At 33.5% G+C, this 20,079-nt stretch carries 22 protein-coding genes; 8 read left to right on the forward strand and 14 right to left on the reverse strand.

The features are described from left to right. Nucleotides 1-12: 12 nt before the first annotated feature. From paaC to FTRAC_RS01380, 5 genes are all read right to left on the reverse strand, one after another. Complete coding sequence (gene paaC / locus FTRAC_RS01360; protein WP_013452428.1) at nucleotides 13-768, reverse strand: 1,2-phenylacetyl-CoA epoxidase subunit PaaC; 756 nt, start codon at nucleotides 766-768, stop codon at nucleotides 13-15. Between the two features lie 3 nt (nucleotides 769-771). Continuing rightward, the gene (locus tag FTRAC_RS01365) at nucleotides 772-1,413 is read right to left on the reverse strand and encodes a phenylacetic acid degradation b (protein ID WP_013452429.1); all 642 of its coding nucleotides are present in this window, start codon (nucleotides 1,411-1,413) and stop codon (nucleotides 772-774) included. A gap of 4 nt (nucleotides 1,414-1,417) precedes the next feature. Further along, nucleotides 1,418-1,633 carry a hypothetical protein gene (locus FTRAC_RS01370; protein ID WP_013452430.1) on the reverse strand — a complete coding sequence of 72 codons (216 nt, stop codon included), beginning with the start codon at nucleotides 1,631-1,633 and terminating at the stop codon, nucleotides 1,418-1,420. 81 nt (nucleotides 1,634-1,714) lie between these two features. After that, a complete protein-coding gene (paaA, locus tag FTRAC_RS01375) occupies nucleotides 1,715-2,713 on the reverse strand; it encodes a 1,2-phenylacetyl-CoA epoxidase subunit PaaA (protein ID WP_013452431.1) in 999 nt (332 codons plus the stop codon). A gap of 114 nt (nucleotides 2,714-2,827) precedes the next feature. Then, the gene (locus FTRAC_RS01380; protein ID WP_013452432.1) at nucleotides 2,828-3,415 is read right to left on the reverse strand and encodes a TetR/AcrR family transcriptional regulator; all 588 of its coding nucleotides are present in this window, start codon (nucleotides 3,413-3,415) and stop codon (nucleotides 2,828-2,830) included. Between the two features lie 171 nt (nucleotides 3,416-3,586). Between FTRAC_RS01380 and FTRAC_RS01385 the strand changes: the two genes are divergently transcribed. Beyond that, nucleotides 3,587-4,498 (forward strand): DUF2279 domain-containing protein, encoded by a 912-nt coding sequence (locus tag FTRAC_RS01385; protein WP_013452433.1) that lies wholly within the window; start codon nucleotides 3,587-3,589, stop codon nucleotides 4,496-4,498. On the opposite strand, the gene FTRAC_RS19050 is transcribed toward FTRAC_RS01385, so the two are convergent. Beyond that, on the reverse strand, nucleotides 4,485-5,846 hold the full coding sequence (locus tag FTRAC_RS19050) for a sensor histidine kinase (RefSeq protein ID WP_013452434.1): 1,362 nt from the start codon (nucleotides 5,844-5,846) through the stop codon (nucleotides 4,485-4,487). The two genes, FTRAC_RS01385 and FTRAC_RS19050, sit on opposite strands and share 14 nt — an antisense overlap. A 311-nt stretch (nucleotides 5,847-6,157) precedes the next feature. Here FTRAC_RS19050 and FTRAC_RS01395 point away from each other — a divergent pair, with 311 nt between their 5' ends. Both FTRAC_RS01395 and FTRAC_RS01400 read left to right on the forward strand, forming a co-directional pair. Then, nucleotides 6,158-7,111 carry a transporter family protein gene (locus FTRAC_RS01395; RefSeq protein ID WP_013452436.1) on the forward strand — a complete coding sequence of 318 codons (954 nt, stop codon included), beginning with the start codon at nucleotides 6,158-6,160 and terminating at the stop codon, nucleotides 7,109-7,111. A 2-nt stretch (nucleotides 7,112-7,113) separates the two neighbouring features. Continuing rightward, nucleotides 7,114-9,669 carry a CHAT domain-containing protein gene (locus FTRAC_RS01400; RefSeq protein WP_013452437.1) on the forward strand — a complete coding sequence of 852 codons (2,556 nt, stop codon included), beginning with the start codon at nucleotides 7,114-7,116 and terminating at the stop codon, nucleotides 9,667-9,669. 64 nt (nucleotides 9,670-9,733) lie between these two features. Here the strand turns inward: FTRAC_RS01400 and rplI are convergent, their stop codons facing one another. From rplI to rpsF, 3 genes are read right to left on the reverse strand one after another with little or no spacing between them, the layout of a single operon-like run. Continuing rightward, the gene (gene rplI / locus FTRAC_RS01405; protein ID WP_013452438.1) at nucleotides 9,734-10,177 is read right to left on the reverse strand and encodes a 50S ribosomal protein L9; all 444 of its coding nucleotides are present in this window, start codon (nucleotides 10,175-10,177) and stop codon (nucleotides 9,734-9,736) included. 23 nt (nucleotides 10,178-10,200) lie between these two features. Next, nucleotides 10,201-10,458 (reverse strand): 30S ribosomal protein S18, encoded by a 258-nt coding sequence (gene rpsR, locus FTRAC_RS01410; protein WP_013452439.1) that lies wholly within the window; start codon nucleotides 10,456-10,458, stop codon nucleotides 10,201-10,203. Beyond that, nucleotides 10,455-10,826, reverse strand: coding sequence for a 30S ribosomal protein S6 (rpsF, locus tag FTRAC_RS01415; protein WP_013452440.1), 372 nt, complete (start codon nucleotides 10,824-10,826; stop codon nucleotides 10,455-10,457). Before rpsF ends, rpsR begins: the two co-directional genes overlap by 4 nt. Before the next feature lie 144 nt (nucleotides 10,827-10,970). Between rpsF and FTRAC_RS01420 the strand changes: the two genes are divergently transcribed. From FTRAC_RS01420 to FTRAC_RS19055, 3 genes are all read left to right on the forward strand, one after another. After that, complete coding sequence (locus tag FTRAC_RS01420; protein ID WP_013452441.1) at nucleotides 10,971-11,411, forward strand: hypothetical protein; 441 nt, start codon at nucleotides 10,971-10,973, stop codon at nucleotides 11,409-11,411. A gap of 73 nt (nucleotides 11,412-11,484) precedes the next feature. Next, a complete protein-coding gene (locus FTRAC_RS01425) occupies nucleotides 11,485-11,763 on the forward strand; it encodes a hypothetical protein (protein ID WP_148230025.1) in 279 nt (92 codons plus the stop codon). A gap of 100 nt (nucleotides 11,764-11,863) precedes the next feature. Further along, nucleotides 11,864-13,714 carry a PAS domain-containing protein gene (locus FTRAC_RS19055; protein WP_013452443.1) on the forward strand — a complete coding sequence of 617 codons (1,851 nt, stop codon included), beginning with the start codon at nucleotides 11,864-11,866 and terminating at the stop codon, nucleotides 13,712-13,714. On the opposite strand, the gene FTRAC_RS01435 is transcribed toward FTRAC_RS19055, so the two are convergent. Beyond that, nucleotides 13,715-14,857: an acyloxyacyl hydrolase gene (locus tag FTRAC_RS01435; protein ID WP_013452444.1), complete on the reverse strand. Its 1,143-nt coding sequence runs from the start codon at nucleotides 14,855-14,857 to the stop codon at nucleotides 13,715-13,717. 23 nt (nucleotides 14,858-14,880) lie between these two features. Next, nucleotides 14,881-15,813: a coiled-coil domain-containing protein gene (locus FTRAC_RS01440; RefSeq protein ID WP_013452445.1), complete on the reverse strand. Its 933-nt coding sequence runs from the start codon at nucleotides 15,811-15,813 to the stop codon at nucleotides 14,881-14,883. A 117-nt stretch (nucleotides 15,814-15,930) separates the two neighbouring features. On the opposite strand from FTRAC_RS01440, the gene FTRAC_RS01445 reads away from it, so the two are divergent. After that, a complete protein-coding gene (locus tag FTRAC_RS01445; protein WP_013452446.1) occupies nucleotides 15,931-16,530 on the forward strand; it encodes a methyltransferase domain-containing protein in 600 nt (199 codons plus the stop codon). Here the strand turns inward: FTRAC_RS01445 and FTRAC_RS01450 are convergent. Together FTRAC_RS01450 and apaG are read right to left on the reverse strand one after the other, a co-directional pair. Then, nucleotides 16,512-17,291: an O-methyltransferase gene (locus tag FTRAC_RS01450; RefSeq protein WP_013452447.1), complete on the reverse strand. Its 780-nt coding sequence runs from the start codon at nucleotides 17,289-17,291 to the stop codon at nucleotides 16,512-16,514. The two genes, FTRAC_RS01445 and FTRAC_RS01450, sit on opposite strands and share 19 nt — an antisense overlap. Before the next feature lies 1 nt (nucleotide 17,292). Further along, entirely contained in the window at nucleotides 17,293-17,679 is a 387-nt protein-coding gene (apaG, locus tag FTRAC_RS01455; RefSeq protein WP_013452448.1) for a Co2+/Mg2+ efflux protein ApaG, read from the reverse strand. Between the two features lie 118 nt (nucleotides 17,680-17,797). On the opposite strand from apaG, the gene ung reads away from it, so the two are divergent. Next, nucleotides 17,798-18,460 carry a uracil-DNA glycosylase gene (gene ung / locus FTRAC_RS01460; protein WP_041649394.1) on the forward strand — a complete coding sequence of 221 codons (663 nt, stop codon included), beginning with the start codon at nucleotides 17,798-17,800 and terminating at the stop codon, nucleotides 18,458-18,460. A gap of 38 nt (nucleotides 18,461-18,498) precedes the next feature. Here the strand turns inward: ung and FTRAC_RS01465 are convergent, their stop codons facing one another. Then, on the reverse strand, nucleotides 18,499-19,992 hold the full coding sequence (locus tag FTRAC_RS01465) for a leucine-rich repeat domain-containing protein (protein WP_013452450.1): 1,494 nt from the start codon (nucleotides 19,990-19,992) through the stop codon (nucleotides 18,499-18,501). Nucleotides 19,993-20,079: the final 87 nt, after the last annotated feature.

Raw genomic sequence — 20,079 nt, forward strand, 5'->3', positions numbered from 1 at the left:
TGCTTAAATTGACTACCAATCTGCTGACGGATCAACTCTAAATACCTCACTCATCTCTTCCACCAATGGTTGAAGGTGTTCAGTATGTTTTCCGTATCGGCCACCATAAACAGGTTTAACAGCATTCCATTCAGGCAAATTTAAACCAGCTTGCTCTAATACTATTGCAATATTTTCTTTCCACTGCTCTTCAATAGCTTTTTCACCAGGATAAACTCCAGCATCAATAATTTCCTTTTCGAATTTAGAAGGTTCAAATACGCCTAAAGCATATGGTAAAGCTTGATTTAAGCTATTCTGTAGCCTTTCGTGAGCTTCTTCATTAGCTGTTGCTAATTGCTTTATCCATGTATTAGCATGCATTACATGGTATTTAATTTCACCTTTCAGTTTCCTAGCAACTTGGGCGACTTCCTCAATCGGGCAATCTGCCAACATGCTAAATCTGATGTAGTCGGCATGATCAAATAAGAAATGGCGGATTAAGCTGAAATCATATTCACCAATTGGTAACTCCACAAACTGACTGTTATGAAATTGCTCTGCATTTCTTGTAAAAGCAACGGTGTCGGGATCTTGCTCACCTAATTCATGTAGCAAATTGTAGAACGATAAACTTTGTCCCACTTTATCTTGAGCCATGGAAGAGAAAGCAATATCTTCTTCCAATAGAGGGCCAACTCCAGTCCACTCAGAATTTCTGTGACCTAAGATCAATAAATCATCTGCTATTTTATATAATAAATCTTTTAATGCTTCTTCAGTCATGGCTTATGCGTTTTGTTCTGCTTTAAATTTCTTGATTTTATCGGTTGCCTTGTAGTCCATAGCGTCACGATATTTTTTCTCAGGAAGCGTTTCCCAAATATCAGCAAATTCCTGACCTTCAATTTTCAGGAAATCTTCTGTCTTTGCTACCCAAATATTCAATATTGATTTTTCTTCTTGGAATTGGTTTTTAGCTTTAAAAAGTGCTTCCTCATAGCATGTGGCTTCTAAACTGCCGACATGAGAATGTTGCTTTCCTCTTTTTTTCAAGTGGAATATCTCATAATTTTCTGAATTACCTTTTTCAGCCCCTTCCATTATTTCCTCATGAATGAAATCATAGATGTCTTCATCGTTCTCCGTAATAGGGGATACTTTCACATTATTGGTGTTCACTACCCAAACACCAGAACAGCTCATTCCTCTACGACTGAATTGCTCTTTGGCAAATAAAAATGCCATGTCGATAGTGGGTGCGTGAACTATTCCCTCATGCTGATAAGCTTTGTTTTCCTTAGGCTGAACAAATACCTCAAAAGTCACGAATTGATCTTTGTTTTCCTTTGAAGGGAAAGTAGTACCAAATTCAGCAGGTATATTCAATCTGTTGATCCTAGGATCTAATGAGTTTAAAAAATCAGACATTTTTTTATAAATCTTTAATTTTATCTTTTATTGATTTGATTTCATTATCAATCTCTCTCAATGATTCAGCTACAAAACCATAAAAATCTGAGCTTTCCTCTTTTAGTTCTAGCATCACAGATTCCATATCCTTTTGTCTATCCAAAATGAATTGAAATTTGGCATCAGTAACATTTTTATGCTTCTCGAATCTAGTGATCAATGCTTCAATATTGCTCATATTCAGACGTTTTTATTTTCTTATAATTTGGAATTGTAGAATTATACGGTCATTCGTAATTGACCAATTCCTAATTCGTAATTAAGCCAGCGGTGCTACGTATTCTTCACCTTTCGTTTTAGCAGTTAATGCTCTTCTAACCCAGGCACCTCTTTCTTCTGCCGTTCTTCTAACTGCCAATCGCTCCTTATTACAAGGCCCATCACCATTAATAACTCTTTTGAATTCATCCCAATCCGGTTCTGTAAATTCCCATTCACCTGTTTCAGAATTCTTTTTCAAGTTCTCATCAGGAATAGTCAAACCTAATTCCCAGATCTTAGGAACATACATATCTAAGAATTGCTGACGACATTCGTCATTGGTTGCCATCTTCACTTTCCATTTGGTTAAAATTTGAGTGTGAGTTGACATTTTATCAGAAGGACCAAAGAAATGCATCATAGGTGCCCACCATCTGTCAACAGCTTCCTGCATCATTTCTCTTTGCTTTGGTGTTCCTGTAGCCAAGTGAATAACGCAGTGGTGTCCATACTTTAGGTGGAATGATTCTTCTGCACAAATTCTATCAAGTGCACGGCAATAAGGCCCATAGCTACCTCTAGCATTTGCTAATTGATTTACAATCGCTCCAGCATCTACTAACCACGAAATAAAACATGAATCAGCCCAGGTGAAGGTAGGATAGTTGAAGATATTAGAATACTTGGATTTCCCAGTAATCAAATCTTCGATCATTTGCTCACGGCTCTTGCCTAATGTTTCGGCAGCACCATATAGCAATTGAGCATGACCAACTTCGTCCTGCACTTTTGCCATTAAGGCTAATTTTCTTTTGAAGCCAGGAGCTCTGGTGATCCAAGTACCTTCTGGTAAAGCACCAATTATTTCAGAATGACCATGTTGCTCAATCATTCTAATCAATTGCTTTCTGTAGAGCTTAGGCATCCAATCATTAGGTTCAATTTTTTCACCTCTTGCAATGCGAGCCTCAAATTCTGCTAATTTTTGTGGGTCTTCATCTTTCAATAATTCATTGTTTACTGATGAAGATTCAAATACTTGTCCGCCTCCGTACATAATTTTTTATTTTATAATTTCTAAAGTTACACTACGCAAAAAATTGTCATTTGTACTGAAAATCAACTACAAACTACAATTACTCGTATTATATTATTGCCAAATAGGCTCTATTTAAGATCGTATTTTAAGTCCATTAATAAAAACATCTGTTACATTTTCAGCTATTTCCTCTGGACTTAATTTACCTTCAGGTTTATACCATGAAGGCATCCAATTGATGGAAGAAAGCAATGCTAAAACAGTAAATTTTGCATCCATCTTTTTAAAGACTCCTTCCTTATAGCCATCTATTAATATTTGTATAAACTTATTTTCGTAATTATTGCGCATAGACAAAAAGTCCTTTAAATAAGATTCACTTAAATGTCTCCATTCCGAAAAGAACACTGCACTGGCTGCACTATCTTTTGTTAATACTATAACATGAGATATGACAGCCTTCTTTAATTTTTCGTCTGCACTTGATTTTTCAAGTTCAATTTTCTCTAATGACTCAAAAAAGTCATTCGCCATCTGAAAACAGATGGTTTGTAAAATTTCTTCCTTTGATTTAATATGAGAATATAAACTAGCCGCTTCAATTCCGATATAGCTTGCTAAATCACGCATACTAGTTGCCGCATAGCCTTGTTTTTGAAAAAGTTGAGTTGCTTTTTCTATTATTTGCTGTTTTCTATTAAGTTTATTCTTTGTAATCATTTCTCAAATATAGTAAACAAACGTTCGTTAGGGAAATATAGTTCAAAGAAATTTTTAGACTATTTCTATTTTACGACTAATGAAATAAATCTTGATTCAGTTTAACTTTAATAAAAAGTAAATCTTAATAAAGTGTTTTGTACTTAACCTGAAATTTCATTGATATAGAAAATGCTCAATAAAAATCTTTATAACACATTAATCTGTTTTATTCTTTGTTCAAATATTGTTTTAGCTCAAAATGTTGACACTGTTAAGTCGGTCAATAAAAAGAGACTAGGAATTTCAGCAGGTTTAACGGCTGCTTCATATACCGCTGGAATTTTATATTTGTCAGAGGTGTGGTACAAAGATCATGAACGTGTCCCCATGCATTTTTATGATGATAATGCAGGCTGGAAGCAAATGGATAAGGTTGCACATGCTTATATTTCCTATCACCAGAGTAGGGCTGGTTATGAAATGATGAAATGGAGTGGATTCAATGAAAACACTTCTATTTTTCTTGGGGGAAGTTTAGGTTTTATCTTTCAACTGCCAATTGAAATATTTGATGGCCTTTATGAAGGCTATGGCTTTTCGTGGGGTGATGTTTATGCCAATACTGCTGGCACCTTACTTTTTATATCACAACAAAAATTAGCTGGTGATCAGCCGGTTAAATTGAAATTTTCATACTTTCCTACTTCCTATTCAAAAATAAACCCGAGAATATTAGGCGAAAATGCTTTGGAAAGCTTATTTACAGACTACAATGCTCAAACCTACTGGCTAAGCTTTAATATTAGTAGCATCATTCCTTCCTCTAATATTCCCAAGTGGTTAAATTTAGCTGTTGGCTACAGCGGAGGTGGAATGCTCTCTGAATTTGAGAATCCAACATGGATTAAAGGGGAGAGGGCACCAGAAATTAATCGATATCGCCAATTTTTCTTATCCCCTGATATAGATTATACAAATTTCAAAAGCAATAAGAAATTCTTGAATGGAATACTTGAAGCTTTGAATTTAACTAAATTACCTGCACCCGCTATTGAATTTAGTACCGAACATGGCTGGGTATTCCACTTTATCCATTTTTAGCAGTTTTCAAATTTTTGCTGATTGTAAAATAGAAAGTGCTTCCCTCTTCAGGTAATGAATCAACCCATATATTTCCACCATGTATTTCCACTATTTTTTTACAGTTGGCTAAGCCCAGACCAGTACCCGGAAACCTGTTCTTATGTAATCTGTGAAAAATCGTAAATATTTTTTCTTGGTGTTTGGGATCAATTCCTATTCCATTGTCTGAGACTAAAAATTCCCAATGCTCATCCTTTTCTTTGGCATTGATTTTTACCTCTATATTTTCCTCTTCTCTTTTGAATTTTATTGCATTTGCAATTAGGTTCTGAAGCAATTGCTTAAATTCTATTTCATATCCTACTATTTTAGGAAGGTTTTTATGTTCTATTTCAGCTCCATTTTCCTGAATCAATTGGCTGAGGTCCTTTTCTAATTCTTTTACTATTTCTTTTACTGAAAATTCAGATTTTTCTTTTCCTTTGCCTATTTGAGAGTATTCCAGAAGAGAATCTAATAGAAGAGCCATTCTCTCAGAGGCGGTCTGAATATGGGTCAAAAATTCTTGTCCCTTTTCAGGAATGGATTCCTTGTATTTACTGATCGTTAAATGCGCAAACGCTTGCATAGAACGCAAAGGTTCCTTTAAATCATGCGAAATTGTGTGAGCAAATTGATTGAGTTCTTCGTTTTTATCTTTTAAGACCTTTTGAGCATCAATCATTTTTTGGTTGTCCTGATTAATGGTTTCATTGAGCTGTCTCTGTTGTATAATTATTTTTTCCAGCTTTTTAAATATTATATCAAAGCAGGCAACAATTATAATGCTGAGAAAAATTAGGTTCACTACTATTCCAAACCAAGTGGTTGTATCTTGATTATTGGTAATGGGTATTTGTAACCATTGATATTCTATATTAAGACCTAGAAGAACTAATATAAATGAATTAATTAGAATTAATTTATAAGCTATTTTGCCGGAATAGATTAGACACGTAACTATAGTGACAGTAAATAAATACATTAGACCAGGCCCTTCTAGTTTTAAATTATACAGTAATGCCCATGAAATAATGAATAGGTTTGCAATCAGAATCAATTTTCTTGTTTCAATTTTAATAGGTTTTACAAATCCTAGCACCACTAAAACTAGCAAAGTGAGGATATTCAAGAGTAAAAGATTATAAAAGCCTGTTCGATAGGAGGCAATTATCCCTGGGATTATAGCAATCGGAGAAAATGCTAAAGTGTAAAGTATTATATGGTAAAATAACTGATTTCGATAGTAGGATAAATTCTGGATTGTGCTTTCTTGACCCAGAATTGTTCTTGCTATTCTAATTTTATACTCCCCCCAGTATTTCATCAGAAAAATTTAAAAAATTATATAAATTATTGTAGTAAGGTAATTCAATATATTAACTTATTGAAGTTAGATTAAAGCTAAAACTGTAAATGTAAGGTATGATATTCATATTAATAAAAATCTAATGAATTTAAATTCAGTTATTTTCCTTTTAATGCCTAAATCTTTGCCAATTTATCCTGAACGTAATTCTTTGTTAGAATATAATAATAATTTTCTCGTCATTTTATCTAAATAAATCTTTATAATTACCCTAGTTTTTAATACATTTTTAATTAATTGAGTAAACAGCATTTTTAATTATATTATTTATGCCAATAAATCCGAAGACGATAATCATTATTACTCTACTCATACTTCCTTATTTGGGTTTTGGACAAGGTTGCAGTGATGCGGGGTTTTGTACAATGGGCGCTATGAAACCAGCTCAAGATTTCAATAAAAAAGTACCTGTTCAATTGCGTTCTATCGGTTTGACATTATATGAGGGTCAAAGTAATACTTCACCAATTATCCGTGCTGGAATAATTGACTTTGGATTGTTAATAGCTGGGCAGTATGATTTTCAAGTGAAGGTTCCCTATATGAGGATAGATGGTAATTTTGGTACTACCTCGGGCTTGGGAGATATTTCTTTGAGTTTGACTAAAAGCCTTCATGCAACTCCAGAATATACTATAATGGCGACCTTAGGCACCAAAATACCTACCAATAGATCAAACTTGCAAGCTGCAGATAGACAAGCTGTTTTGCCAATGTATTATCAGACGTCCTTAGGTACTTTTGATTTTATAGCTGGCGGTACTTTTCTAAATAAGGAATGGATGATCTCTGCTGGCTATCAACAACCTCTTGTTCATATTAATGAGAATACTTTTGAACCCACTGAGGCTAAGTGGTCTTGGTATGAAGGAGGAATGGAATATGTTAGAAAACATGATGGAAGCCGAATGTTGAAAAGAGGTGCTGATGTCATGATGCGATTTGAAAGGAATTTTAGAATGTCAAGACTAAATCTAAACATTGGATTACTCCCTATCTATCGAATCACTAGAGATCAAGTTTTGAATGATAATGATGAATATGTGAAATTAGATGGCACGAGAGGTTTAGCATTATCTGCATTGGCCGGACTAAATTATAAATTCAATGTATTTTCAAGTATTCAGTTAATCTATGGTCATAAAATAACGGACAGAGCTGTAAACCCAGATGGTTTAACCAGAAAACATGTTATTAATTTAAGCTATAACTATAATTTTTAATAATGTTTAAGCATCCTATATTTTTTCTTCTATTTCTTATTTCAATTAATTCTAATGGTCAGTTACTTTCTGAAGACTACCACAGGACTATAGAAGAGTCCAGAAGTCAAAACATCGATCAACTGATCCAAAGAGTCAAGGATTTAGCGCCTACTTTAGAGAACAAAGCATTGATTGCGGAACTCAATTTCTTAAAAGGCAGAAATGACTTGGCAAAGGAGATATTAGAACAATTGCTTGATAAGGGAAGTGATTCGATCGCTGAAAAATCCGAGTTATATGCGCGTAATCTAAAGAACTATGGCTTATTGTTATGGAATTCAGGAAAGACGGATCAAGCCCTAGAATATTTGCATCAATCACTATATTATTACGAACAAGTTGAAGATGTTGGCATGGAAAATACGGCTGATGTCTTGAATAATATTGGATTGGTTTATGCCCAGACTGAGGCTAAAAAAGCTATAAGAAACTATGAAAAAGCTTTAGAAATATATGAAACAAATGCTACGAAATATCTTGATAAGATAATTCAAATTTCAATTAATATTAGTTTGGTAGAAGTTAATCAAGGGAATTATGTGAATGCTTTAAGGCTATTGAATCAGGCTCTTGGTAAATGGGAAGAAGATCATCAAGAAGGATTGCCTACGGAAGCTTTTATTAAAGCTAATATTGGCGCTATCTACCTTCAAACAGATCAACTAATTTTGGCTGAGGATTATTTTAATGAGGCCAAGGAAATTTATCAACAGAATTATGGTACCCGGCATTCGGAATTGGCAAATGTGTTTGCGCAATTATCTGAATTAAAGCTTAAGCAAAAAGAATATGAAGAATCTCTGTCATTTATTCAAAGAGCTTTAAAAGCTAATAGTTTTAGTTTTGAAAAACTTCAATTTTCAGCTAACCCTAAAGCTGATGACGTCAATAACCTAAATTTACAGGTAGTATTGTTGTTAAGAAAAGCCAATATATTAGAAAGCTTTTATTTCGGATATTCACTTAAGAAGAGCCACTTGAGTTATGCATTAGATGCAATAGATTTAGCAGATGAATTACTAGCCATTATGCGAGCTGGAACCAGTAATAAAAAAGATCTATTGGATTTAAGCATTCTGTCAGCAGAATTATTTGAAGATGGACAGCGAATTGCATTGCAACTCGATGATGTAACCTTAATAGGAGATGAGTATTTACATAAGGCTTTTTCTTATTCAGAGAAGTCAAAATCCGCAATGCTTTTTAATGCAGTGGTAGAAGCAGAAGCAAAAAGTTTTGCTAGAATTCCAAGTGAATTATTGGACAAGGAGAAGTCACTGACCAGTAAAATGGCTTATCTGAATAATCAAATTTCACTGAAATCTGATCCTTTGCAATTAAATTATTTAAGGGATCGCTATTTCCAGGTAAAAAGTGAATATCAAAAATTCATAGATGATTTAGAAGAAGTATATCCCGATTATTTTGAATTGAAGCATCAAAGTAAGGAAGTAAAGATTAAAAATATTCAAGCCGAACTAAGTCCTGCTGAGGCAATATTTGAATATTCCATGGCACCTAAAACAAATGAAATATATTTATATATAATCACTAAGGAAGATTTTACTTTTAGGAGAATATATTTTAGAGATGAGATTATTAAATACATAAAAGCTTACCGAAATACCATGGTCTACAATCTTGAGGGCAGTTTTAAACAGATATCACACAGTCTCTTTGAATATTTATTTCCTAAAGGAATTGATGACAAAATAAAGAAATTAGTTATTGTTCCTGATGGCGAATTGTCGACTATTCCCTTTGATGCATTAGTTCAAAATGAAAACAGTAGTGGTTTGGCATTTTATGAATTGAACTATCTAATTAAAGGTTATGAAATCAATTATGCTTACTCTGCAAATTTGCATCAAAGAGATTTAGATAAAGAGTATACAAAAAGTAGTCTTTTGGTATCACCCATTGAATTTGGTAAAGGAATAGCTTCATTACCAGCTTCAGAAGCAGAAGCAGAACATTTTACAAATTGGTGCAAGGAACAGGAATTCATTGTGAATTCAATGGTAAAGGAGTCCGCTACAGAAGAAAATTTCAAAAAGTCAGATTTAGAAAATTATCGTTTTATTCATTTAGCAACTCATGGCACCGTCAATATGGAGGCTCCAGATCTATCAGGAGTGTATTTTAAACCTTCTGTGAATGATGACCAGAATGAAGATGGGATTTTATATGTAGGTGAAATTTACGGTTTAAGCATTAATGCTGAATTGGTGGTGTTATCAGCCTGTGAAACAGGTTTAGGTAAAATTAATAGGGGGGAAGGTGTAATGGGCTTAGGGCAAGCCTTTGCGTATTCTGGAGCAGACAATCTGATTTTATCATTATGGAAAGTAGCTGATCAGTCTACTTCCTTGCTAATGAAATCTTTTTATGATAATAACTTAAAAACAGAGGAAGACTCTTTTGCCAGTTCACTAAGAAAAGCAAAGCTGGATTTGATCAATTCTGATTATAGTGCTCCTTACTATTGGGCACCATTCATTTTATGGGGAAAATAAAAGAGCATAAAAAAGCCTCTTGTATTGCTACAAAAGGCTTTCATTTTTTCTGAGGAAAATCTATTTAATCGGCTTCTACAACCAGTGAAATTTCTTTCTTCACCTCTTTATGTAAGTCGATATTTGCTTTATATTCTCCTAATTGCTTAATATCACCTGAAATAGCGATTTTCTTTCTATCGATATCAAAACCTTTTTCTTTCAAAGCATCAGCAATTTGAACAGTAGTTACTGCACCAAATATTTTACCGCTTTCACCAGCTTTAGTTTTAATATGCAAAGTTAAATCACCAATTTTATTAGCTAATTCTTCAGCATCATTCTTCAATTTAGCTGCTTTATGGGCAGCTTGACGAATGTTTTCAGCAATTTTTTTTGCGTTTGAGTTATTGGCAATTATTGCAAATCCTTGTGGGATAAGATAATTTCTACCATATCCGGGCTTAACATTTACTGTATCATTTTTATAGCCCAAACCATTTATATCTTGTGTTAAGATTACTTCCATTTTTATAAATATTTTTGGGTTAATTATTTTAATGAATCAGTAACATAAGGTAATAAAGCAATGTGTCTTGCTCTTTTTACAGCTTGCGCCACTTTTTTCTGATATTTCGCACTAGTACCTGTAATTCTGCTTGGCAATAATTTACCTTGCTCATTTACAAACTTCAATAAGAAGTTAGGATCTTTGTAATCAATATATTTGATACCGTATCTTTTGAATCGGCAATATTTCTTTTGATTATCCTGCTTTTTCTGGTTAATTGGCTCGTTATGAAGTGTCATTTCGCTACCTCCTCTTTTTGTTCTTTAGGTTTATTAAATGCGCCTTTTCTGCGTCTTTCTCCGTATTCTATAGCATGCTTGTCTAAAGCTACTGTTAAGAATCTCATGATTTTCTCGTCTCTTCTATACTCCAACTCCAGTGCAGCAACAACTTCAGGTGTTGCCTTAAATTCAATTAGGTTGTAGAAACCAGTGCTTTTATGCTGAATAGGGTAAGCTAATTTTTTTAAGCCCCACTGTTCAACATTGATGATTTCAGCCTTTTTGTCCTCTAAGACTTTTCTGAACTTGTCGACAGCATCCTTCATCTGAGCATCAGATAAAACGGGAGTAAGTATGAATACCGTCTCGTAATTTTTCAATTGCATTGTATAATTGTTTAAATTTGAAGCGCAAAAATAGTGATTTAGTTCTTATTCAGCAAAACATAAGTGAAAGTTTCTTTATAAATTTCCTTTTTCATTGCAACCTTTCCCCACATTTGGATGTCTTATGACTGATTATTAAAAAATATGAAGTACTTTTTATCTATTCTATTTGTTTCGTTTTTAGCTTTCAGTTGCATGGATTTGGATGATACAAGCCAAGATTTGTGCATACCAGTTATATGTGGAAATACTCAAAATGATAAAGTAAATTTTACTGTCTATAATGATAGTGGTATCGACTTTGATTCTTTTTATTTCGATATAAGTGGTGAGTCTGACTCTACGGGCTTTTTACCATTACAACAATACACCTGTTGGTATAATTTTGACACTTTAAATACGACATATTTTGTTGCTTCTGGCATTTCTGAAGATGAGTCTTTTCATTCAGATACTTTATGGTTGAATTCTAGTAATGAAACTTATACTAGCGGGATCTACGTACTGGAGGTTTTACGTTCAGATGATGATAAATTGACTTTTGATTTCAAAGAGGAATTTGAGGGTGATTGCAAAGGCATTTAAATAAGATGATAGTTTTGTAACTATATATGAAAATGCGTGTTTTCTTTATATGCTAAGGAAATTAATCCTTCTTTTGTTATCAATTCTGATTGTATCGGTTCTGTTGGTTCCCTCGCAATCCGATTATTTCCAACGTCTGGAATATGACTTTAGAGCAATTCACCAATCTAATGCGTTGAATAGAGAACTTCTTGAGGAGTTGGGCGATTATACATACCGAAATCGATTGCTATTTAGTGAGTTTGAATATAGTTTCGGTAACATATCAGTTTCTTATTACGGCTTTTTGAATATTATAATGTTTGAAGATCCAATAAACAGAGAAGTCAAAAGCCCCCAAATTACTGTATAATTCAACTATTTGTTACACCGACTTTTTGCTGGAAAGATATTTTATCTATTTTTAAGATTGACTTCTGTGATGACTGTTAATATAAACCATAAAATTCTCTATGAATATTTTTTCTCGCTTACAAAGAATTGGCGCTCGTAAAAATCACCCAGAACACGTAAAGTCCAAAATTAGATTAAGCAACATGGCGGCATTATTTATTATAATATTTGTTGCGCTTCCTTTTTCAGTAATTTCGTTTTTGTATGTCCCAACATTATTATCAATTCCATTATTAGGCGTTATAGCCATGATTTTGGTTTGGGTTTTTAATAGGGTAGGTGCCATTTATTTAGCGAGGATACTTCCTGCAGTTACACCTTTATTACTTGCTGCCTTATTTACTTCTAATCTAATGCATAACAATGAGGAATTACCCTTGGTCATGTTTTTGATTATGATAGCATTTTCAATTATTCCCTTTCTGGTTTTTGATATCAGGGAAAAAGGGTATTTGATTTTTTCTGCAGTTTTTAATTTTGTAATCTTTCTCGCTGTTGACTATTTGCCTTTTATTTGGGTTGATCAGGTAAATCTTGATTTTATTACCGAAGGAATTTTGTTTCAACTCAACTATGTAGTTGCTATACTTTTGACCTACTCGATCGTATTTTTACTTGCTCTGTTTAATTATCGTTCAGAATTAAAGAGTCAAAAGCTAATTGCTGATAATGAAAAGCAAACTAAAGAACTTCATGAATCAGAAAATGTATTAAAAAAGAATTTAGAAGAAGTTCAGAAAGCGCAAGAGGAAGAAAAAAATCGTGCATGGGTTACTGAAGGTCTAGGAAGAATAAATAATTTGACGCGTCAATTTGATAATCCGGCTGAATTGTCCAAAGAGGTTATTAGTGAGATAGTTAAGTATGTTGATGCCAATCAAGGAGCGATCTATTTAGTAGAAAAAGATGAGGAGAATGAAGAGCCCTACATGGAAATGAAGGCCGCTTTTGCATTTGGCAGAAGGAAATCTATTAAAGATAAAGTACAAGTTGGGGAAGGCTTAATTGGTCAATGCTATCTTGAAAAGGACATGATCTTTTTAACGGAAGTCCCAGATGATTTTGTAAGAATTAAAAGTGGGCTAGGGGACGCACCGCCAAAAAACATTGTCATCATGCCATTGATGACCAATGAAAAAATAGAAGGTATACTTGAAGTCGCATCATTTCAGGTTTTACCTGAATATAAAGTGGATTACCTTAAAAAATTAGGAGAAAGTTTAGCTACATCTTTTAGTATGAACAAAATTAATGCGAATACTAAACGATTATTAGAACTTTCTCAGGAACAAGAGGAGCAAATGCGATCTCAAGCCGAGGAGTTGCATCAAAATATGGAAGAATTGCAGGCTACGCAGGAAGAAATGGAGCGTAAGAACAAGGAAACAGAGGAGCAGAACCAACAATTACAGCAACAGGACGAAGAGCTTCGTCAAAATATGGAAGAATTAAGTGCTCAATCTGATGAGATGGAAATCCAAATGAATGAGATGATGCAATTACAATCGGAGATGAAGGCGCGTGAAGATATTCTAAATGAAAGTACGATTGTATCTGAGGCAGACTTGAAGGGAACCATAATTTATGTAAATCAGAAATTAATAGACGTAGCTAAATATTCTAAGGAGGAAATGATAGGGAAAGGACATAATTTATTCCGCCACCCGGATATGCCTTCTGAAATCTTTAAATTGCTGTGGGACACTATACAATCAGGAAATATATTCAGAGGGATTATTAAAAACAAAGCAAAAGACGGCTCGGTATATTGGGTAGATGCAACCATTTCTCCAGTATTAGATGCCAAAGGAACACTTGAGAAATATATTGGTGTTCGATATGTAATTGAACAAGAAGATGTAGCTCAAAAATTATTTGATGAGCAATTAATTAGATTAGGACTACAATAATTAGAAGTTGAAAACGTACCCCAAGCTAGCTTCAGAAAAGTCCGCTTGGCCGAAATTTGCATTAATATGAGCCGAAATATATACGTTATGTTTCGGCTTTTTTGCTGTATTGATTAGGTATAGCTTTAATCCCATTCTACTTGGGAATATTTTTTTCAAGGTATATTTTAAGCTTTCTGTAGTTTCATAATCCTTAGCAAAATGGTAATAGAAGGGTTTTGAAATATTAATACCTCCTTCAATTGAAATCCCAACATGATATACCAGATATTCAATACCCATCATAAAGAAATGATTGTTTGGATGAACGTCTAATTCGCGCAGCTCTGGGCTGTTTGCAATAGAATCAGCATAATGCTGATAATGGCGAGTCCCAAATCCCGCATACCACCTAAAATGATCCCTAAAGGTTAATCCAACACCTACACTGTTACTAAACACTGATTTCTTTTGCCCTCCAACAGGTGAAGTTGAGCTGCCTAATTCATGAAAGCCGATACCGCTTCGAGCTAAAAGGAATAATTTCCGGCTTTTTGGTAATTTTTGTTTTGAATTAGAGTACCTATGGGACGAAGTTTTGGGAGTGACCGCTAAGGAAACTACAGCCGAATTAAGTCCATAGTTTGGCAATTGTGTATGTCCATTTGAAGAGTGGTGATAGCCGAATCCCAAGCGAATATCTTTAGTGTCATTAAAACTGAAAGTCCGGTAATACATCCATTGAAATGCCCAATTAAAATGACTTCCAATCGATTGGTTGCGCTCATTTTGCCTATGTGTTTTAGTAAAATAGGAGGTGCCAATTCCCCACTGAAACATTCCTCTTTTCATTTTTAAACCTAAAACTGGCATAAGGTTTATTTCATTTCCATAAACAAACGGATTGCCTAATCTGTGAAAACCAGCTTGAATACCTAAAAGAGGGTAATTATAGAATTGATTGGTTGTATTGTCTTCTGTTGATTGCTTGTAATAGGTAATAGCCATCCCCACTCTTGGACCAAAATTTGGCCCATTCATGTAATTTGGAACAATAGAACCAGACATCACTTCTGTAACTAAGAAATTTTGCTGCTGTGAAAATACGGTTAGTGGGAATAAAATTATGCAGAAAAATGCATAGGCTATGCTTCTCAAACTCATGAAAATTCTTATTTTAGTAGGAGCTATTTAACTTCAAATTTTTCTTTACCTATCAAATAATCATCTGCATAAAGCTCTAGTTGATAAACACCTTCTTCATATTCTTCGCCTCTATCGTAAATGAAGGAAAGTTCTTGTTGCGTATTATCGAAGAGTATTTCTTGCTTAGCAGTATAGAACATTTCTTTTCCATCGATCATAAATGAGCCTGATCCTGTTGCTACATCAAATAATGCATTGCCTATTGGATTGATTACCCTTAAAATAATGTCTTTTCCTTCTGGTTGGGCAACACTATTTTCAGCTAAATTGAATTGAATTTTTAGTTTTTCAATATGGCGCGGTTTATATTCTTTATCGTCCCTTTCACGCCCTCTTGAATTAACTGCGATAATTTTAATATTTTCAGCTTTCAGCCTTGAAGCTATTTCTACTTTGCTTTCTAACTCTTGTCGGTTATTCCTTAGCTTAGAAATACTATCATTTAAAACATTTTTCTCTGTTTTTAGATCAGTATTTTCAGATAAAAGCTCTTTATTTATTTCTTCTAATTTCTTTATTTTCTCATCTTGAAGAACAAGTAATTCTTCATATCCACTCACTTTATCTTTATATTGCTGAATTTGGTTTGCTGCCCAATTATTAGACTTCTTTAATTCTTCTTTTTCCGATTCTAAATTTTTCCTTATAAGCTGAAGTTCGGTAATATCTCCACCCAATGACTCAATTTCTGCTATTTTCAAATCTAACTGACTACTAATACTATCTAATTCGCTATAGGTCTGCTCCAAGTTTTGTTGCAATTGCTCATTTTCTTTCTCAGAATCTAAATAAAACTTAATGCCAACAACGGCCACAATTATCACTATGAAAGAGATGATGATGATATTCCTATTTGAATTCTTCTTCTCGCTTTCTAATTCACTTAAATTCGAATTTTTTGATTCTTCTGACATGATAGGTCGAACTTTTTAATAAGTTTACTGATGAAATTAAATATACTATATTTCAAATAATATATTTTCTTCGTTAAACGCAAACTGCAAATTTAAACAAATATTATATTTTACCGCATGGAGTTAAATGAATCTTATTGGACAACACGATATAATAATAATCAGCTCGGTTGGGATATAGGATATCCGTCACCAGCCATTACTCATTTTATGGATCAGTTTAAGGATAAGGGTGCTAAAATTTTGATTCCAGGATGTGGAAATGCCTATGAAGCAGCCTATTTATGGAAAAGTGGTTTTCGAAATGTATATCTATTAGATTTTTCTTCGATTCCATTGCAGAAGTTTAAAGACGAGCATCCTGACTTCCCTGAGACTCAGCTTTTAAATATTGACTTCTTTGAGGCAAAAGGGGAATATAATTTCATTATTGAGCAAACTTTCTTTTGTGCATTGCATCCAGAATTAAGAAGAAAATATGCTGAAAAGATGAAAGACCTTCTGAAGCCTGATGGTATTTTGATTGGGTTATTGTTCAATATTCCTTTAAATGAAGATCGGCCACCTTTTGGAGGAAATATAGAAGAGTATCAGCAGTTGTTTTCTGATTTTTTTATGATAGAAAAAATGGAAACAGCTTATAATTCTATTCCTGAAAGAGAGGGGAGTGAGCTTTTTATTAAAATGAAACCAAAAAATCAGAAATCTAATACATGATGCTGCTTCTTAAAATCAGAATTGAAAAACAGCAATCCTGCATCAAATAAATCAATACTAGAAGTGACTTCCTTTCGCTCTTTTAATTCTTCCCAGGCTTTTTTCATTCCAGCCGACCAATGAATATCATCCATAATATAAATAGATCCTGAAGTGAGATGGGGTAGAATTATATTAAAATAGTCAACACTAGCTTGATATGTATGATTCGCATCAGCATAGACCAAATCAATTGTTGGATTAGATTTTTGGAGCATATTGGGAAGTGAGTTGGCAATATCGCCTTCATGAAAATTTATGTTTTTATGTTCTTTATTTACCTCCCTTGCTATTTTTAAGGCATTTGGATCTGCTTCAAAAGTGAAAACAGAAGCATCTGGATTTGCTTGTGCCATATAAGCAGTATTGATGCCTAGGCTAGTGCCTAATTCTATGATACTTTCAAAATTGAAATGCTGTATTATCCTATATAAAAACTGTGAAAATTTCGGGTTAGATAAACTGTGTCGAGCAATAGATTTTACTGTTCTTGATTTAGATTGATTCACCTTTGAGCCTGCTCCTAAATCTTTTATTACAAATTCGGTTTCATCTTTTAGTAGCGCAGCCCTGTTTTCTTCAATGCTTTTGCAATCATTTGAAATGCTACTACTTTTGATCAATTTAAGATAAAAATGATAGAAGAAAGGGGAGTGGAGCGAATGCTCATCAGTCTTTAAATGGAAATATTTGAAGTATTCTTGTGCTAAAAAGAAATTCAATTTAGTTCAGTTTATAAGGAACAATCATGTTGAACTCTGGAATTCTTACTTCAATTAATTGTCCGTCAAGCATTCTTTCCATAAAATAGTAGCCATGCATTTTTCCGTATGGTGATTTTAAATTACATCCAGAAACGTAAGTGTGTTTTTGTCCTGGTTCCAAGATTGGCTGCTGGCCAATTACACCTTCGCCTTCTACTTCTTTAATTTCAAAGCCTGCATCATGAATGAACCATTGTCTACGGAGCAGTTGCACAGTCTGATCACCTTTATTTTCAATCACTACCTTATATGTAAATACATAGTGAAATTGAACCGGGCTGCTGTACTCCGGTTGAAATTCTGTTTCGATGCTAACGTGTATACCTTTTGTGATTGACTGAACCATAATGTAAATATAAACAAATCAACGTTTCTAGCGCATGAATAGTTTATTGATTTATTACATTCAATGGAAAACTATTTGGTTTTTATAACTTTTTATAATTTTGGAAAAATTGGAATCAATGGAAGTAAAAATCGAAAAAAGCTGGAAAGATAAACTCGGAAGTGAATTTGAGAAGAATTATTTTCATGAATTAGCAAGTTTTGTTAAGTCTGAATTTCTAAATAAAACAATCTATCCTCCTGCAAAAGAAATATTTAAGGCTTTTGATGCTTGTCCTTTTGATGAAGTAAAAGTAGTCATATTGGGTCAAGATCCTTATCATGGCGCAGGGCAAGCTAATGGCTTATGTTTTTCTGTCCATCCAGGAGTTCCAATGCCTCCTTCCTTGGTGAATATATTTAAAGAAAGAAAAACCGATTTGGGAAAATCTATGCCCCCAAATGGGGACCTGACTGGCTGGGCTAAGCAGGGGGTACTATTATTAAATGCTACCTTAACGGTTGCGGCTAAATCCCCCGGCTCTCATCAAAAGAAGGGCTGGGAGGAGTTTACAGATGCAGCTATTCAGAAGCTTTCTGATGAAAAGGAAGATTTAGTTTTTATTTTATGGGGTGCATATGCGCAGAAAAAAGGTGCCGTAATTGACAGGAATAAACATTTTGTGATTGAATCGCCTCATCCTTCTCCGTTTGCTGCACATCGTGGTTTTTTTGGATCTAAACCATTTAGCAGATGTAATGATTTTCTAGTGTCGAAAAGTACAGAACCTATTCATTGGTAATAAGAGAAATATGGCGCTAAGTTGATTATATAGCTATTTTAATCAACTAATTGGAGTTCTGTTTCTTCAGACTTCTGAGTTATTTTCTGATCCAATTCAATACTAATTTTTACTCCATTTTTCTGCAAAGTTTCTAATGTCTCTTTTAATTCTTTGGCTTCGTCTTTTCCTGAAGCTTCAAAAGTAATTCCCCTCATCCATAAATATTTTAGGTGATTAAGGTTAAGTAGTTCAGGAGGGAATTTATGTATTTCGTTAAAAGAGATGTCTAAATCTTCCAGCTTATCAAAATTTAAGACAAATTCAGGGAAGCCTTGAAAGTAATTATTGTGAATATGAAAATCAGTAATCTTCTTTAAGTTTCCGATGCTTTCTGGTAAATATGAAATCCTATTGTGATGGATATAAAATTCCTTTAAGGATTTCAATTCTCCAATGCTTTCTGGTATGCTGAACAATTGATTATGTGCCACATAAAATTTCTCCAAGTTCTTCAGATGTCCTAATTCGTTTGGAATTTTTTCTATCCTATTATAGTATAAGTCTAACTCCGCTAAGTTTTTTAAATCAAAGATAAACGGAGGTAAGCTGTCTAAATCATTTTTGTAAAACGAAAGAACTTTCAAATTTTTAAGACTACCCAAAGCTGGATGAATCAAATCGCTTTTAATATCATTTTCTGCAAATTGTAAATCCACCAGATCTTTCAAAAAACCAATTTCTTTTGGTATAGCTGTTAAATTATTGAAGGACAGTACTATATATTTCAAGTTGTTTACTGTATCCTCAGCTAAGTTTTTTAAGTCAATATTATTACGTGATAAGTTAAGGTGCTTAAGATTTTTAAGCTTGTCAAGATGGAATTTAGCATCTTTACGGAAGTCATTTCTTGCAAAATCTATCTCTTTCACATTTTCAAGTTTGTGGAAATCTTTGGGAATAGGAGAGTAGGGACTATCTCTGTAAACTAGTTCAGTAACGTTCGTGTTCTTTTTGAATTTTATTTGCTTATTGGGAGTATGATTATAGATTCTGACAGTTTGTAAGCTGTCTAATCCAAAAATTGACCAGTTTAATAACCAAGGGATTTTTTTTACTGAGGTATTAACTAATTCAATTTCCTTCAGGTTTTTGCATTGTAGAAGTTTGAGCACAGGAAGCTTTTTTAAATCTCGACCCTCAAAAGATAAATGAGTTATAGTATCGTATCGATTGGTCTTTTTGAGCTGATCCCCTTTAGTATATTGCTCATTTTGTTTGCGGATATAATATTCAAATTTGGGAATTTCACGCAATAGCTTGCTGGCAGAATCATATCCTATAAAGTTTTCACTATCTTGGTATGTAGTATCTACTAATTCTTTTCTCAGAATTCCATCTATTACGGTATATTGGTAGCCTTTTGTCATAATCATTCTATAATGATTGTAGTCAATAGAATCTTGTTTTTTGTAGAATTTAAATGATTTTTGAGCTTTAGAAATCTGGCATACAACCATAAAAAATACTAAAAGAAATACTGTGTTTTTCATAAATCAATCTATTTAAAACTAAATATATAGTATTTAAATAGTAGTGACAAATTTATTTTTAGATTCTTTTAGATGTAGATAATGCTT

Source organism: Marivirga tractuosa DSM 4126, from assembly GCF_000183425.1.
In the GTDB taxonomy this organism is placed as follows: Bacteria; Bacteroidota; Bacteroidia; order Cytophagales; family Cyclobacteriaceae; genus Marivirga; species Marivirga tractuosa.